Annotated in this window: 14 protein-coding genes, 1 tRNA gene and 1 pseudogene; 8 read left to right on the forward strand and 8 right to left on the reverse strand. The window is 57.0% G+C overall.

Annotated features, from left to right (window positions below; translation table 11 throughout):
* Positions 1-71: 71 nt before the first annotated feature.
* Together yicI and ABLU78_RS03445 are read right to left on the reverse strand one after the other, a co-directional pair.
* Entirely contained in the window at positions 72-2,390 is a 2,319-nt protein-coding gene (gene yicI, locus ABLU78_RS03440; protein ID WP_048229860.1) for an alpha-xylosidase, read from the reverse strand.
* 12 nt (positions 2,391-2,402) lie between these two features.
* Positions 2,403-3,785 carry a glycoside-pentoside-hexuronide family transporter gene (locus ABLU78_RS03445; protein WP_260619748.1) on the reverse strand — a complete coding sequence of 461 codons (1,383 nt, stop codon included), beginning with the start codon at positions 3,783-3,785 and terminating at the stop codon, positions 2,403-2,405.
* Positions 3,786-4,088: 303 nt separating this feature from the next.
* On the opposite strand from ABLU78_RS03445, the gene ABLU78_RS03450 reads away from it, so the two are divergent.
* The 4 genes and pseudogenes from ABLU78_RS03450 to ABLU78_RS03465 all read left to right on the forward strand — a co-directional run bounded on the left by ABLU78_RS03450 (position 4,089) and on the right by ABLU78_RS03465 (position 6,224).
* Positions 4,089-4,183, forward strand: a tRNA-Sec gene (locus ABLU78_RS03450).
* Between the two features lie 159 nt (positions 4,184-4,342).
* A complete protein-coding gene (locus ABLU78_RS03455) occupies positions 4,343-4,603 on the forward strand; it encodes a DUF6680 family protein (RefSeq protein ID WP_313711091.1) in 261 nt (86 codons plus the stop codon).
* Between the two features lie 71 nt (positions 4,604-4,674).
* Positions 4,675-4,954 (forward strand): annotated as a pseudogene (locus ABLU78_RS03460) (SymE family type I addiction module toxin).
* A 232-nt stretch (positions 4,955-5,186) separates the two neighbouring features.
* A complete protein-coding gene (locus ABLU78_RS03465; protein WP_048229857.1) occupies positions 5,187-6,224 on the forward strand; it encodes a virulence RhuM family protein in 1,038 nt (345 codons plus the stop codon).
* A gap of 284 nt (positions 6,225-6,508) precedes the next feature.
* On the opposite strand, the gene ABLU78_RS03470 is transcribed toward ABLU78_RS03465, so the two are convergent.
* Entirely contained in the window at positions 6,509-7,705 is a 1,197-nt protein-coding gene (locus ABLU78_RS03470; RefSeq protein WP_048229855.1) for a hypothetical protein, read from the reverse strand.
* Between the two features lie 498 nt (positions 7,706-8,203).
* Between ABLU78_RS03470 and ABLU78_RS03475 the strand changes: the two genes are divergently transcribed.
* The 3 genes from ABLU78_RS03475 to ABLU78_RS03485 all read left to right on the forward strand — a co-directional run bounded on the left by ABLU78_RS03475 (position 8,204) and on the right by ABLU78_RS03485 (position 10,721).
* Positions 8,204-9,211, forward strand: coding sequence for a zinc-binding alcohol dehydrogenase family protein (locus ABLU78_RS03475; RefSeq protein WP_042893659.1), 1,008 nt, complete (start codon positions 8,204-8,206; stop codon positions 9,209-9,211).
* Entirely contained in the window at positions 9,212-9,514 is a 303-nt protein-coding gene (locus tag ABLU78_RS03480) for a putative quinol monooxygenase (RefSeq protein ID WP_015369108.1), read from the forward strand.
* Between the two features lie 157 nt (positions 9,515-9,671).
* Positions 9,672-10,721, forward strand: a complete 1,050-nt coding sequence (locus ABLU78_RS03485; RefSeq protein ID WP_032709443.1) for an NAD(P)-dependent alcohol dehydrogenase — start codon at positions 9,672-9,674, stop codon at positions 10,719-10,721.
* Here the strand turns inward: ABLU78_RS03485 and ABLU78_RS03490 are convergent.
* Positions 10,718-11,671, reverse strand: coding sequence for a helix-turn-helix domain-containing protein (locus ABLU78_RS03490; RefSeq protein ID WP_042893677.1), 954 nt, complete (start codon positions 11,669-11,671; stop codon positions 10,718-10,720). The genes ABLU78_RS03485 and ABLU78_RS03490 overlap by 4 nt on opposite strands.
* A gap of 21 nt (positions 11,672-11,692) precedes the next feature.
* Positions 11,693-12,472, reverse strand: a complete 780-nt coding sequence (locus tag ABLU78_RS03495; protein WP_045386585.1) for an MBL fold metallo-hydrolase — start codon at positions 12,470-12,472, stop codon at positions 11,693-11,695.
* Between the two features lie 167 nt (positions 12,473-12,639).
* On the opposite strand from ABLU78_RS03495, the gene ABLU78_RS03500 reads away from it, so the two are divergent.
* A complete protein-coding gene (locus ABLU78_RS03500; RefSeq protein ID WP_048229854.1) occupies positions 12,640-13,182 on the forward strand; it encodes an NUDIX hydrolase in 543 nt (180 codons plus the stop codon).
* Here the strand turns inward: ABLU78_RS03500 and nlpA are convergent, their stop codons facing one another.
* From nlpA to murQ, 3 genes are all read right to left on the reverse strand, one after another.
* Entirely contained in the window at positions 13,183-13,992 is an 810-nt protein-coding gene (gene nlpA / locus ABLU78_RS03505; protein ID WP_015703853.1) for a lipoprotein NlpA, read from the reverse strand.
* A gap of 187 nt (positions 13,993-14,179) precedes the next feature.
* A complete protein-coding gene (gene murP, locus ABLU78_RS03510) occupies positions 14,180-15,613 on the reverse strand; it encodes a PTS N-acetylmuramic acid transporter subunit IIBC (RefSeq protein WP_020077655.1) in 1,434 nt (477 codons plus the stop codon).
* A 24-nt stretch (positions 15,614-15,637) separates the two neighbouring features.
* Positions 15,638-16,540, reverse strand: a complete 903-nt coding sequence (murQ, locus tag ABLU78_RS03515; RefSeq protein WP_048229852.1) for an N-acetylmuramic acid 6-phosphate etherase — start codon at positions 16,538-16,540, stop codon at positions 15,638-15,640.
* Positions 16,541-16,551 lie beyond the last annotated feature (11 nt).

Here is a 16,551-nt window from a genome sequence, read left to right on the forward strand (position 1 = left end):
ACGAACGTTACGAATTGTGCAGTAAATGGAATAAAAAAACCCTCGCCGCTGGCGGAGAGGGTTGTATTGACTTACAGCGAAATCGTCAGCGCATTGCCCTGGGCGCTCACTACCACACCCAGTTCGCTGCCCGCCTGAGTCCCCCCCTCCACGCCCGCTATCTGCGGGATATTGCGCAGACACAGCGTCCAGCCGCGGGCTTCGCCTTCGCCGCTCACGGTGATGGTGTTGCCCTGGCGCTTCGCCTTCAGGGTGAAAATCACGGAACCATCGGCAGCCGGAACCTGGCACAGAGCTTCGCGGCCATCGTCAAGCTGGAACAGCTGGAAGGTGGTGCCTTCATGCCAGGCATAATCGGGTTTCTGGTCGTTGTTGCCCAGCGCCAGCAGGGTGTTGTCACGTACGTAGACCGGCAGGCTCAGTGCATCGTGACGCTGCTTATGCCAGCGGCTACCCGGCAATTCATCGTTATGCCACAGGTGCGTCCAGCGCCCTTCCGGCAGATAAAACTGCACCTCGCCCGCTTCAGAGAACACCGGCGCCACCAGGACCGAATCGCCGAGCATATACTGACGGTCGAGATAGTCGCAGGCCGGATCGTCCGGGAACTCGAGCATCATCGCACGCAACATCGGAGTACCGAACTCGTTGGCCAGCGCCGCCTGGCGATAGAGATACGGCATCATGCGGCATTTCAGCTGCGTGAAGTGGCGCACCACGTCACAGGACTCTTCGTCGTAGGCCCACGGCACACGATAGGATTTGCTGCCGTGCAGGCGGCTGTGGCTGGAGAGCAGGCCAAAGGCGCACCAGCGCTTATAAACATGGGCCGGCGCGGTGTTTTCGAAACCGCCGATATCGTGACTCCAGAAACCGAAGCCGGACATGCCGATCGACAGCCCGCCGCGCAGGCTTTCCGCCATCGATTCGTAATTGGCATAGCAGTCGCCACCCCAGTGCACCGGGAACTGCTGCGCCCCCACCGAGGCGGAACGGGCGAACAGCACCGCCTCCTGCTCGCCGACGGTCTCTTTCAGCACCTTCCACACCAGCTCGTTATAGATGAATGCGTAGTGGTTGTGCATTTTCTGCGGATCGGAACCGTCAAACCACTGCACGTCGGTCGGGATACGCTCGCCGAAGTCGGTCTTGAAGCAATCGACCCCCATCGCTACCAGACCTTTTAACTTGTCGGCGTACCACTGGCAGGCTTCCGGGTTGGTGAAGTCATAAATCGCCAGCCCCGGCTGCCACTTATCCCACTGCCACAGCGAACCGTCCGGGCGCTTAAGCAGATAGCCCTTCTCTTTCAGCTCCTTGAACACCGGCGAGCGCTGGCCGATGTACGGGTTGATCCACACGCAGACCTTCAGCCCTTTCGCCTTCAGGCGCTTGATCATCCCTTCCGGGTCCGGGAAAGTTAGCGGATCCCATTCAAAATCGCACCACTGGAAGGCCTTCATCCAGAAGCAGTCGAAGTGGAAGACGTGCAGCGGCAGATGGCGCTCGGCCATGCCGTCGATAAAGCTATTTACCGTCGCTTCGTCATAGTTGGTGGTGAACGAGGTCGTCAGCCACAGACCGAACGACCATGCCGGCGGCAGCGCCGGGCGGCCGGTGAACTGCGTATAGCGGTTAAGCACCGCTTTCGGCGTCGGGCCGTCGATCACGAAGTACTCGAGATATTCGCCCTCAACGCTGAACTGGACTTTAGAGACTTTTTCCGAGCCCACCTCGAAAGAGACGCGCTGCGGGTGATTCACCAGCACGCCGTAGCCGCGGTTGGTCAGGTAGAACGGAATGTTTTTGTAGGATTGCTCGGTGCTGGTGCCGCCGTCTTCGTTCCAGGTTTCTACCGTCTGGCCGTTGCGCACCAGCGCGGTAAAGCGCTCGCCGAGGCCGTAGACGGTTTCGCCGACGCCGAGGTCGAGGCGCTCAAACATGTAGTTGCGCTGGGTCTTACTATCCTGCACGTAGCCGTTGTTTTTCAGTTGGCTACCGGTGATACGCACGCCGTCGCGCAGAAAATCCAGCGCCCAGAATTCACCTTTAGTCACCCGCACGCTGAGGCTGCCGCTTTTCAGCTCGGCGAATTCGGCCGTATTTTCTATTTCGACATGGACGTCTTTCTGCACGTTCAGCGGATAGTGCGGGCCGTTATCCAGCGCGCCCTGGAAGTGCTCCATGCGCACGCCGATTATCCCTTCCTGAGGCGAGAAAAAGCGCAGGGTGAACAATGGCGTATCCAGTTGCCAGGCGCGTTCGCGGACATCGCGTGGCGCGGCATAGACCACCATTTCATTCCCCTGCTGCTCCACCTCGTAAACCTGTACGGGTTGGATCAGGTTGAGCCCTGGTTGAATGAGCCAGTTTCCATCACTGATTTTCATTAAAACGTCCTCTTAGTTTTGCCATTCTTTGTCGATCGGGGCTGCCGTGAATTCTTGTTCGTTGCGACGCGCGCCCTCGGCCAGCTCGGCCATCATTTTTTTCAGGAACGGCGTTTTTAGCGTGTAGTAGCGTTTGGCGATTACCGCGCTCAGCAGGTAGCACACCGCCGGAACGAGGGTGAACAAGGCGATAATGATGGTGAGGGTGGCGCTGTTCTGGGTTTTAGCGGCGGCGTCATAGCCGCCGCCGGCCAGCATCCAGCCGATCAGCGCGCCGCCCAGCGCCAGCCCTAACTTGAGCACAAACAGGGTGCCGGCGAAGCTGATGCCGGTCAGGCGTTTGCCGTTACACCATTCGCCGTAGTCGACGGTGTCGGACATCATCACCCACTGGATTGGCGTCACCAGCTGGTGCAGTACGCCAATGATGAAGATAAAGACGAACATGGTGATTTCGGCGTCCATCGGTACGAAGAACATCGCCACGCTGAGCACCGCCAGGAGGGCGTTGGTCCACCAGAAGACGCTGACTTTGCATTTCCAGTCGGTCAACGGCTTCGCCAGCGCCGAGCCAATCAGGTTGCCGACGCAGTAGGTGGTGAGGAAGACGGTGAACAGCGCCGCCGAGCCCATGATCCAGGTGGTGTAGTACATCATCGCGCCACCGCGAACGCAGACCGCGAGGATATTGAGGATGGTGAGTACGCCAACGATGCGCCACTGGTCATTGCGCCAGATATCGCGCAGGTCTTCACGCATCGAGGTACTGCTCGGCGGTGCTTCGACACGCTCTTTGGTGGTGAAAAAACAGAAGGCCAGCATCAGGAAGGCGACCACCGAGAGCACCGCAATGCCGCCCTGGAAGCCGAGCGCTTTATCTTCGCCGCCGATAAAGTTGACCAGCGGCATCATCAGCACGGTGGAGAGCATGCCCCCCGCTGTCGCCAGCACGAAGCGCCAGGACTGCAGCGAGATGCGCTGCGTCGGGTTGTCGGTGATCACACCACCGAGCGCGCAGTAGGGGATATTCACTACGGTGTAGAGCAGGGTCAGCAGCGTGTAGGTCACGGCGGCGTAGATCAGCTTGCCGTTGTGGCTTAAATCCGGCGAGCTATAAGCCAGCACGCAGACGAGGCCGAACGGGATAGCGCCGAAGAGGATCCACGGGCGGAACTTACCCCAGCGGCTGCGGGTACGGTCGGCAAGCAGGCCCATGCACGGGTCGGAAATCGCATCCAGCGCCCGCGCCAGCAGGAACATGGTGCCGACAAAGCCGGCGGGAATACCGAAAATATCGGTGTAGAAAAACATCATGTATAACATGACGTTATCAAAAATAATGTGGCTGGCGGCGTCACCCATACCGTAGCCGATTTTCTCTTTGACGGACAGAATATGATCTTACATTTGCGCACTATTCCCTTAGCGGCACCGCGGATTGGTACCGGTTACGGTTTTTTTAAACCTTTGGCGCAGTAAGATGAATTGCGATATCTCGTTATCAAATTACGTTTCTTGTTTTCTGTGATCGCGGTAGCCCGAAAGAGTGTGAAAAAGTGTAACCCATGGATTTTGAACGGATTTGTCTCAGACTGTTCTGCAAAGTCCAGTTTTAACAGTAAAAAAGTGCGTTTAGGTATGTGGTAAATGCCTGAAAGTAGCTATAATGCGCCCGCCTCCATGTAGCAATCGAGGCGCGGAAGATCGTCATCTCCGGTGAGGTGGCTGGACTTCAAATCCAGTTGGGGCCGCCAGCGGTCCCGGGCAGGTTCAACTCCTGTGATCTTCCGCCAAAGTTTCTCATCCTCTATCGGCCATTCGGCATGTATTCAATATCTTACAGTTATCCTATCCTATTGAATTCTTTTTTTTATTCTAACTTTATATCTTATAAAAATATGGATTCTAAAATGAGTTTAATGCTATCGATCACAACGGTGATAGTGACTTAAATCAGCCCTGTTGTTGCCGTTCAAGTTCAGAAATTTATTAAAAGATATACTGATAGAAAGACACTCAAAATAGATATTTTTAAACAATTGATGGCCACCAGCTCGCAGAACGCAAGGCTATCAAATGAACATGTCAGAGCACTTAATATGATCGATATTGCTTTTTATGGTCGGGTACGGAAAGGTCTAGCATCAATATTCACAGATGAAGGGGTTATAAAAATGGAGATTGTTGGTGTTCCCAGCCGAGTGGAGAGTTAAATTAATCGACCCCATCAGGTACTCGCAATACCTGATGAGAGCTAACCTCACCAACTATCAAGGAATTGATTATGGCTGATTTGCATTCTACCCCCAGATATCATCGTTAGCGGAACCGAACGTCAGCTGCTGGTTGGCTATCGGCCCAATGGCCGGGATACCAGTACACCAAGTCTTACCCTTTCCGGCAAGTGGCTACGCGAAGCGGGATTCGATACCGGGAAGCCGGTCACGGTTAAGGTGATGAATGGCTGCATTGTATTGCTGCCGCTCAGCGATAAAGAAGAGAAGCTAACAGCCGAATTACGGCATATTCAACAATCGCTGAAAAGCGTCAACAGCACGCTGTAACGTGCCAGATAGCGCGAGCAAGAAAGATCCCCGGGTGGCGGCTAACGCCTTACCCGGGCTACCGGACGGCGCAGAACGGTAGCCCTGCTGAGCGCAGCGCGAGCAGGGAAATTCCTCGGATTACGGCTGCCTTAACACCCGCAAACGCGCAAGATTAATCGTTCGTCTAATGAAATTTATGCCCCGCTTCTGACATACTCTACCGTTGTGAACAGGTTGACCCGGAGACCATATGGCAAAGGAAAATATAACGTCGTCCCCAGCAGGGGAATTCATTATGTTTGCCAGCGAGGACGGGGAAGTGCGCGTTGAATGCCGCTTTGAGCAAGAAACACTATGGCTCCCTCAAGCAACTATCGCCAGCCTTTATCAAGTCACCCCACAAGCAGTTACACAGCATATTAAAGCGATCTATGAGGAAGGTGAGCTTGAACAAAACGCAACCTGTAAGTCTTACTTACAAGTTCAACAGGAAGGTAGCCGTCAGGTAAGCCGAAACCGGCTTCACTACAGCCTGCCTGTCATACTCGCTGTTGGCTATCGCGTTCGCTCCTCTCGCGGCACGCAGTTCCGCCAGTGGGCGACCCAGACGCTCCAGGAATACCTGATCAAAGGTTTTGTGATGGACGATGAGCGGCTGAAGAATCCGCCTGTGGGTTCATCGACAGTACCCGACTATTTCGATGAGATGCTGGAGCGTATCCGCGATATTCGCGCCAGCGAACGCCGCGTTTATTTGCGGGTGCGAGAGATTTTTGCATTAGCGGCTGACTATCAACCGTCGTTAAAAGAAACCACGCAGTTTTTTCAAACTATCCAGAACAAGTTACATTTTGCCTGTACCAGGCATACCGCCGCTGAACTCATTCATCAACGTGCTGACGCCAGTCAGCCGCATATGGGGCTGAGCAGCTATAGAGGCAAAGAGGTGAATAAGGGCGACGTGACGGTGGCAAAAAATTATCTCACTCAGGATGAAGTCAGCGAGCTTAACCGCGTAGTTAACATGTGGCTGGATTTTGCCGAGGATCAGGCCCGTCGTCGTCAGCAGGTCTTTTTACGCGACTGGCAGGATAAGCTGGATCAGTTCCTGCAATTTAACGACCGTGAGGTTTTGCAAGGCGCAGGTAAAGTCAGTAAGAAAATGGCCGATGAAAAAGCGCAGGCGGAATATAGTCAGTTTGCTGAGCAACAGCGGCGCTTAAAGGAAGCCGAAGGTGAAAAGGATATCGCCGGTTTGCTACAGTGGAAAACAGAGCCTAAAAAGTAGCTCAGGATGCCTGATAGCGCGAGCTAGCCCCTCGGGTGGCAGCTAACGCCTCATCCGGACTACGCCCGACATGTGATCTGTAGGCCCGCGCAAGCGTAGCGCCGCCGGGCAATAACCGCAGGTAAAGAACCGCTTTTGCGCCGGATGGCGGCTGCGCCTTATCCGGCCTACGGTCTGATAGCTCGAGCAAGCCCCCGGGTGGCGGCTAGCGCCTTACCCGGGCTACCAGACGGCGCAGAACCGTAGCCCTGCTGAGCGCAGCGCGAGCAGGGAAAATTCCCGCCTCAGAAGTAATAACCAATATTAACGTTGGTGCGGAAGTACCATTTGCCGCTGCCCTCGGACTGGGTGCTGGTCCAGCCGGTGGCGTTCAGCGCGCCGCCCCACGGATTAACGTTCTTCGCCCAACTGAGATCGACCCAGAACATCACCGGTAGCGCAAAGACCTGTACGCCAAGGGTGTTCATCTGCGAATCGCTCCAGCCGCTTTTATCTTTCCACAGCACGCTGTAGTCGTTGTAAAAACGCAGCTTCGACACGCCGCCCCACTTCACGTCGACATCACGGGCGACGTTCAGCGACGCGGTCGTCGCTTTCGCCGGGATCAGGTAGGCCGGCGTCAGGCCGTTGCCGCCCATCAGAATCGTATCGTCGCTGACGCCCGCCGGGTTCTTCGGATCGTATTGGTAGCGAATCAGCTGCGAGGTCAGCTGCCACGGCCCGTTATGCAACATGCCGTGCACGCCTGCTGCCCAGAAGGTGCCGTCGTCGTCGGTCTCGCGGTTGTGCAACCGCGCCAGCGCCAGCGAGCCGCCCAGCTCGTTATTCCAGCCGCCGCCGTGAAAATCACGCGCAATTCGCACGTTCACCTGGTCGCGCTTTTCATTATGCTGCTGATGCTGAGTCGGATAGATAGTGTTTTTCAGCCGATCGTAATCGCCAACGTCCGGCGCATAGCGCAAATTCTCCGGCTCCATCCACGGGAAATAGGCCACATACAGCGACCAGTTATTATCGTGATATTGATAATTCACGCCGCTACCGGCGCTCACGCCAAAGCCTAAATAAAACGGAATACCGTAGGACCAGCCAAATTGCGGATAAGGTTCAAGGCCAAATGGTTTGCCGGGGATCCCCAGCTGAATATTATTATTGTTGTCGAAGCGATAGCCTACGTAAGCGCGGTCGATGGCGTATTTACGGTGATCCTGAAACCAGAACCCGGCATCAAAGAAATAATTATCATAGAAGCCGCTGCTGTCGATACGGAAGGTATCAAAACGCAGATGCGGCGGGTTGCGGTAATTACTGCCTTTCCAGTCCTCATAGCGATAGTTCGCCCGCAGCGCGCCGCCGAAATCCAGCCCGGCGAGATTATCCGCGCTGCGCCAGCCGATATGCGGGAACGGCTTACCGTCATCCGCCAGCGCCGTCCCGCTGGTCGCGGCTGCCAGCAGCAGCGAAAGGAGTATTTTACGCATAGCACATTCCTCACTTTATTTTTATAAGCGATAAAAGACCGTCGATTAATATCGACTTATTATTTTGTCTCAGTGGTGAAACTCTTAATTAAATAGCACGATGGTTTTATTTTTGTTCCAAATATGAAACTCTGTTTATTATTTGATAGAAGAAAAATCGCACGCAGGGTGTCGGGAGTCAAGGTATAAACCTTGAGCCATAACGCAATCTTATTATTCTTCCGGAGTGATATTAATATTTGCGACATGGAGGAGGAAACTTTCTCAAATATGAAACGCTATGCTTGTGATAATTTATATTGTTGAACCATCATGGTCCTGGTACCTGACCATCGCACTGTTTATCTGTAGTGACAGGCGGGCGCAGGATGGGTGGTGTCGCCGATTTTCACTTTTTTTATATAACTGTTATCGCCGCCGGGCCGTTTTTCCCGACGGTAGACCGGTCTATCCTCGACGCATTCGCACCATGAATCCTTTTTGTAGACCGGAGAACCTATGAAAGCCATTGCAATTACCCAGGCCGCCGCCGACGGCAACAACATCCCCTTTTTACGCGATATCGATCTGCCGGATCCGCAGGCGCAGGGCCACGATCTGCTGGTCGAGGTCAAAGCCATTTCGGTGAACCCGGTCGACACCAAAGTGCGCGCCGGTTTTAATGCCGATACCCCGCGGGTGCTGGGCTGGGATGCGGTTGGCGTGGTGAAAGCCGTTGGCGATGCTGTGACGTTGTTCACGCCGGGCGATGAAGTGTGGTACGCCGGCGCGCTGGGCCGCCCCGGCAGCAACAGCGAACTGCAGCTGGTTGATGAACGCATCGTGGCGCTGAAGCCGCGCTCGCTGGAGAATGCCGCCGCCGCCGCGCTGCCTCTGACCGCTATCACCGCCTGGGAATTGCTGTTCCACCGCCTTGGCGTGCAGGAAGGCGGTAACGCCGGCGATACGCTGCTGATTGTCGGCGCGGCGGGCGGCGTTGGCTCTATCCTCACCCAGTTGGCCAGCAAACTCACCAACATGACGGTGATTGGTACCGCATCGCGCCCGGAAAGCCAGAAGTGGGTACGCGAGGCCGGGGCGCATCACGTCATTGACCACAGCAAGCCGCTCGGTGAAGAACTGGCGAAAATCGGCATTCATGCAGTGACCCACGTCGCCAGCCTGACCAATACCGATCAGCACTTTAACGAACTGATCGCCGCGCTCGCCCCGCAGGGTAAGCTGGCGCTAATTGATGACCCGGAGAGCCTGGACGTGGTGCCGCTGAAAGCGAAAAGCATTTCGCTGCACTGGGAATTTATGTTCACCCGCTCAATGTTTGAGACGGATGATATGATCGCCCAACATCAGCTACTGACCCGCGTCGCCGCGTTGATTGACGATAACACGCTGCGCACTACCCTTGGCGAACACTACGGCACTATCAACGCCGCCAATCTGCAAAAAGCCCACGCTAAGCTGGAAACCGGGCGCTCGGTCGGCAAAATCGTGCTGGAGGGTTTCTAAATGCGCGACGACACCATTGCGCTTATCGCGGTTCTGAAGGCGAAAGCCGGGCAAACCGAGGCCCTGCGCGACGCGCTGCAGGCGCTGCTGCTGCCAACCCGCGAGGAGCCGGGCAATCTCGACTACGCGCTGTTTCAGCTGCGCGACGCGCCGGATACCTTCTACATGCGTGAGTCCTGGCGCGACCAGCAGGCGCTGGATGAGCATATCGCCCAGCCCTACTTCCAGGCCTTTATCGGCCAGATGGAGAGCCTGCTCGCCGAGCCGCTGCGGCTGGATTATCTGACACCCATCGCGCCTTGATATCACGAGCGTCTCACCCCGGTGAGGCGCCTTCTTTAACCCTTTGAGCTGCGCTTTTCTCATCCTGCCCTAACCAGGCTACGCTTACCCTTGCCGCGCAAAAAACACTCACCCCCTTCCGCTTGATTTATCACGCTATTGCACAAGAGGTAATGCTATGCAGATCAACGCTATAGGTACGTACTCCGCCAGCCAGCCGCTCGAATCGATGTCTATCACCCGCCGCGAACCCGGCCCACAAGATGTGCAGATCGCTATTGCATACTGCGGCGTCTGCCATTCCGATCTCCATCAGGCGCGAGCGGAATGGGCCGGGACGCTGTATCCCTGCGTGCCGGGCCATGAAATCGTTGGCCGGGTGACGGCGGTCGGCGATGCCGTCTCAGGTTACGCCGTTGGCGATCTGGTGGGCGTCGGCTGTATGGTGGATAGCTGTAAACAGTGCGAGGAGTGCGCTGAAGGGCTGGAGAACTACTGTGACCATATGGTGCTGACCTATAACGGGCCGACCCAGGACGCGCCAGGGCATACGCTGGGCGGTTATTCACAGCAGATCGTGGTCAATGAACGCTACGTACTGCGGATAAACCATCCCGAAGCGCAGCTCGCCGCCGTCGCGCCGCTGTTGTGCGCCGGGATCACGACCTATTCGCCGCTGCGCCACTGGCACGCCGGGCCGGGCAAAAAAGTCGGCATCGTCGGCATCGGCGGTCTGGGACATATGGGGATCAAGTTGGCCCACGCCATGGGGGCCCACGTGGTGGCCTTTACCACCTCCGAATCCAAGCGCGACGCGGCCAGAGCGTTGGGCGCGGATGAGGTCGTGGTGTCGCGCAACGAAGACGAAATGGCGGCCCACGTCAAAAGCTTCGATTTCATCCTCAACACCGTGGCGGCGCCGCACAATCTCGATGCCTTCACCACGTTGCTGAAACGCGATGGCACTATGACGTTGGTTGGCGCCCCGGCCACGCCGCATCCATCGCCGGAAGTGTTCAATCTGATCTTCCGCCGCCGCTCGATCGCCGGCTCGATGATCGGCGGTATCCCGGAAACCCAGGAGATGCTCGACTTCTGCGCCGAACACGGCATCGTCGCCGATATCGAGCTGATTCGCGCCGATCAGATCAACGAAGCCTGGGAAAGAATGGTCAAGGGCGACGTGAAATATCGCTTCGTGATCGACAGTTCGACTCTCGCCGGCTAAACGCCGCGGCGGAAAGTCCGCCGCCACTCCGTCGGGCTAACGCCAAAACGCGCTTTAAACTGCTGGCGCCAGGTCACGGCGGAAAGATAGCCCACTGCTTCCGCCACCTGCTCGACCGGCAAATCCCCCGCTTCGAGCAGGCTCTGGCTGCGGCGCAGACGTTCAGCGGTCAACCAGTCGGCAATGCTCATCCCGGTCGCCCTGGCGAAGTGGCGGGTCAGGGTACGGCGGCTCATCGCCACCACCTCGGCCAGCGAATCAAGATTATGCGGCTCGGCAATATGCTGTTGCAGATAATCCAGCAGACAGTTAATCCGCGCGTCGCGGGTGTTGCGCGGCACCGGCTGGGCGATAAACTGCGCCTGGCCGCCCTCGCGGTGCGGCGGCACGATCATCCGCCGGGCGATCTGGTTGGCGGCGAGGCTGCCAAAACGCTGGCGAATGATATACAGGCAGCAATCTAGCGCCGCGGCGGTCCCCGCCGAGGTAATCACCTTCTGGTCATCGACGTACAGGGCGTTGATATCAAGCTGAACCTGCGGAAACAGGCGCTGGAAATCCTGCTCGAACTCCCAGTGGGTCGCCGCCCGCTTACCGTCGAGCAGCCCGGCGTAGCCAAGGACAAACGCGCCGAGGCACAGGCCGACGATTTCCGCGCCGTTATCGCGCGCTCGAACCAAACTCGCGATCAACGCCTGCGGCGGGCGCTGGTTGACCTCGCCCCAGTAAGGCACCACCACGATATCCGCCTGTTCCATCGCGGTAAAATCACCGCTGGCGTATAGAGCGAAGCCGTCGCGGGCGCTGAGTAATCCCGGCTGTTCGGCGCAAATCTGCAGATTAAAACGTTTGGTTTCCGAGACCGTATCGCCAAACAGCATACAGGGGACGGAATAATGAAACGGGCTAAAGCCTTCTACGGCGACAATCGCCACGTCGGTTAATGTCATCATCCCTTCCCCTTGAGCAGGTTAATAAACAACGGTTTCCCCATCCTGCGGAATACTGACTACCCCGGCAATCTGATTATCCGCGACGTACTGGCGCATCTCTTCGCGGCTCACCAGACAATGGTTGACCGCCTCCAGGTGGATGGCCATGATTTTCGCTTCCGGCAGGGCGAAATGCGCCTTCAGCAGGTCCTCTTTGCCCATGATGATCGGGCCAAAGCCGATAACGTGAGCGTAGCCGGCGTTCAGCACCACCACATCCGGGCGCAGCTTCAGCATGTCGGCTTCAATCTCATCGCGCCAGATGGTATCGCCAACCAGCCACAGCGTCTTCTCCTGCGGATGACGGAACACCACGCCGCAAGCCTCGCCCAGACGTTCAGCCATCGCCGGTACCGCATAGGTACGGTCGCTGCCATGTTGCCCGGAAGTGGTTTTCTGCAGATTTACGCCGGCAAATTCACTGTTTGCCGACAGCAGGCGGATATCCTGAAATCCCTGGCTGCGCAGCAGCGCGGCGTCGGCCTCATGCTGGACGAAAACCGGCAGAGTTTTCGGGATCGCCGCGATCGCCGCCTCGTCCCAATGATCGTCATGGGTATGGGTGACGATTACCGCATCGACGTCGATAATTTTTTCACGAGAAAACGGCAGCGCCACCAGCGGATTGCGCAGCTCGCTGCGCGCGGTTCCTGGAAATCCCGGCCAGGCGCCTTTGTCAGCCAGCATAGGGTCGATCAGGAACTTTTTACCAGCGTATTCAATAATCTGTGTAGCATTGCGGATATGGGTGATGTTCATGTTAGCGTTCCTCTGTGGGGTAATCTGACGAACATCGTACTGAGTACCAGCCTGGCGCAATATGGGCGTTTGGGCAATGATCGATGGAATCGGGCCAACCTGCGACGGTTGCCAATCGCAGCCGGCTATGTTGTTCTGAAGGTTAAACTTTCTACAGGAATGGCAGGATGAAAAAGAAACTAACCGCCGCCGATATGCATAATCCGCTGGTCATCGCCGAGACGCCGTGGTTCAGCATGCGCAAGGTAGGTATTGATGTCGCCCCCGGCGAGCGGCGCGACTTTTATTCCATTCACTACCCACGCCCGGCGGTCGGGATTGTGGCGCTCCAGGACGACAAAGTGCTGCTGATTCGCCACTACCGCTATCTGATCGATAAGGTGGTGTGGGCCATTCCCTCTGGCGGCGTCGATGAAGGGGAAGAGCCCGCCGTCGCCGTGCTGCGCGAACTACGCGAAGAGACCGGCTGGCAAGCGCAACACGCTGAGGAAATCATCCGCTACAACCCGTCATACGGCAGCAGCGACCAGCTGTTTATCACCTGGCTCGCCACCGATTTAAGCTGGGTTGGCATGGACGCAGATCAGGATGAAGTGATGGAAACCGGCTGGTTTACCTTCGAGGAGATAAACCAGCTGATCGCCCGCGGCGAAATGCCGGACGGGCTGTCTCTGGTGCCGCTACTGCACCTGATGGCGCAGCGTAGATGATTACCAGCCCGGTACCGCGCCGCCGTTGAAGATGGTTTCTGCCGCCTTCGCCACTTCCGGCGACTGGTACGACTGCATAAACTCTTTCACGTTTTCGGCGTCTTTATTGTCTTCACGCGCCACAATGATGTTCACGTACGGCGAGTTTTTGTCTTCAATAAAGATGCCGTCGCGTACCGGAGATAACCCGGTTTGCTGCAGGTAGGTGGTACTGATAATGGCGACATCGACCTTCGGATCGTCCAGCACCCGCGGCAGCTGCGCACCCTCCAGCTCCATAATTTTCAGGTTTCGCGGGTTACTGGTGATATCCACCGCCGTCGGCAGCAGGCCGGTACCCGCTTTGAGGGTAATCAACTGCTCTTTTTGCAATAACAATAGCGCGCGGCCGAGGTTGGTCGGGTCATTGGGAATGGCGATGGTCGCGCCATCTTTAATATCCGCAACGGATTTAATCTTTCGCGAATAGCCGGCCATGGGAAAGACAAAAGTATTGCCGATGGCCACCAGGTGGTAGCCGTGCGCTTTGTTGTCTTGTTCCAGATAGGGGCGATGCTGGAAGACGTTGGCATCCAGCTCCCCGGCGTTGGTAGCATCGTTCGGCAACAGCGAGCCGCTAAAGCCCACTAGCTCGACGTCGAGGCCATACTTTTCTTTCGCCACCTTCTTCGCCACTTCCGCCACATCCTGTTCCGCGCCGTTAATCACGCCGACTTTTATGTGTTTGGCATTGTCATTCTTCTGGTCACAGCCCGCTAACAGCAGGCCAGCCAGCATCACTGCCGCCGCCGTGCGTAAACGCAATTTCATCATCACTACCCCATCAGTCCATGGAAAATCATTATTATTTTTCGAGCAAAACTATAACGATTTTGTGCTCGATTTTTAAACACGAAAAGGTATCAATAAGATGAAAATCGTCTAAGCGCCTTCCCCGGTAGCGCTTACGCTTACCGGGCTACCGGCCGAATGCCCAATCGTAGCCGGGGAAATACGCTTAACTCAGGTCGACGTTTTTGCTGGCGAACAGCCAGGTGAGCACAAAACCGCATAGATACGAAACCGCCAGACCGCCGGCGTACACCGCCATCCCGGCATAAATTCCGCTACCGGAGGTCATCAGCGGCAGCGCCACCAGCCCGGACGGGCCAAACACCGTGTTCAGGCCAACCGGCAGCCCCAGCCAGGCAATCAGGCCCACGAAGAAACCGCCGCAGGCGCCGCCGATACAGGCGGTGATAAACGGTTTCATGCGCGGCAAGGTCACGCCGTAAATCAGCGGTTCGCCAATACCGAGGAAGCCCGGAATAATCGCCCCTTTGATCTGGGTTCGCAGCAGCGAATCGCGCTTCGCGCGCCAGAACAGCGCCAGCGCCGCGCCCACCTGCCCGGCCCCGGCCATCGCCAGGATCGGGAACAGCGAGTTAAAGCCCTGCGCATCCACCAGCGCAAAATAGACCGGCACAAACCCCTGATGCACACCGAACATCACCGCCAGCAGGAACAGCCCGGCCAGCACCGCCGAGCCAAACGGATTGCCGTTAAGATGCAGGAACAGCCACGACATACCGGTAAACAGCCAGCCGCCAATCGGCATAATCACCGTAAAGGTCACCGCGCCCATAATCAGCAGCGTCACCGCCGAGGTAAGGATCATATCGAGGTTAGCGGGCATTATCCGCCGCACCTGACGCTCCACCCACGCGCCAAGAATCGAGGCGATTAGCACGCCGATAATATTGCCGCGCGGGTCGATACCATGGCCGAAGAAGGTCGAAATTCCGGCGTAGAATCCGCTGGTCGCTTCCGGGTTGTAGCCCAGCACGAACAGCGAGGCGATAATCGCGCCGTTCACGCCCGAACCGCCGAAGGCTTTCTGAGCGTTATAGCCAATCAGGATACTCAGGAAGGTAAACATCCCTTTGCTGAATACCTTCATATAACCAATCAGCGCCACCAGACTGGCGTTAGGATGCGCGTTCTCCAGCACGAAGATTTGTTCCGCCAGCGTGGCGAAGCCTAACAACAGCCCGACGGCGATAAAGCCGGGGATCAGCGGCGTAAAAATAGTGGCGAACTTCGCGAGAAACTTCTGTACACCGCTGGTCTGCTTACTCTTTAACGCCTGCTTTTTCTCCGCTGCCACATCCGCCAGCGAGGCGGCTGCCTGCGGCGCCGCTTCCATCAGGCCGTTCATCATTTCCGCGGCGGTCTGCGCCTTGCCGGGCCCTAATACCACCTGGAACTGTTCATCGCTGACGATAACCCCCATCACGCCGTCAATCTGGCGAATGGCGGCGCTATCGGCCAGGCTTTCATCGCGCAGGGTCAAGCGCAGGCGCGTCATGCAGTTACCCGCCTGCGCCACGTTTGCGGCCCCGCCGACGTGAGCCAGGATCCGCGCTATCATCTCTTTAGTTATTTTTGCCATTGCCTGTTACCTGTCTGTCGGCGCTCAGGTGTTGCTTAGCGCCTTGCGGATATAACCGTTGTTTTTCGCCAGCAGCGACTGCGCTTCTGCAGCGCTTAAGTCAGCCAACACCATCACAATCGCCGTCTTACAGTGGCGGCCACAGGCATCCAGCGCATTCTGCGCGGTGGCGCGATCGCAGTCTGTCGCTTCCATCACGATAGACACCTGGCGCTCAATCAGCTTGGCGTTGGTCGCTTCGACATCCACCATCAGGTTGCTGTAGACCTTGCCGATGCGGATCATCGCCCCGGTGGAGATCATGTTTATCACCAGCTTCTGCGCGGTGCCGGCTTTCAGGCGGGTCGATCCGGTAACCACTTCCGGGCCGACCACCGGGGTAATCGCCACGTCCGCCAGCTGCGCCATTTCACCGTGCGGGTTACAGCTGACGATAGCGACAAACGCATTCTGGCTATGGGCGTATTCCATCGCACCAATGACGTACGGCGTACGTCCGCTGGCCGCCAGCCCCACCAGCACATCACGGTTGCTGAAGTTAAGGTTCTGCAGGTCCATCGCCCCTTGCGCTTTATTGTCTTCCACGTTTTCCACGGCGCTCAGAATCGCTTTATGTCCGCCGGCGATAATCCCCACCACCTGCTCCGGACGGGTGCCAAAGGTCGGCGGGCATTCGCTGGCGTCCAGAATACCCAAACGCCCCGACGTACCGGCGCCGATGTAAATCAGCCGTCCCCCGGCCCGCAGCGCCGCCGCCACTTTATCCACGACTTCCGCTATCTGCGGCAAGTAAGGCGTTATCGCCTGCGCCACTTGCTGATCTTCCTGGTTTATCACCGTCAGCATGTCGACAGTGGAGAGGGTGTCAATGTTGGCGCTGTTGGCGTTGCGTCGCTCGGTCAGCAGTTTGCTCAGGTCGATACTCATAAAAACCTCGT

This window comes from Klebsiella sp. JN_Kp122 (assembly GCF_040062085.1).
Classification (GTDB): domain Bacteria; phylum Pseudomonadota; class Gammaproteobacteria; order Enterobacterales; family Enterobacteriaceae; genus Klebsiella; species Klebsiella aerogenes.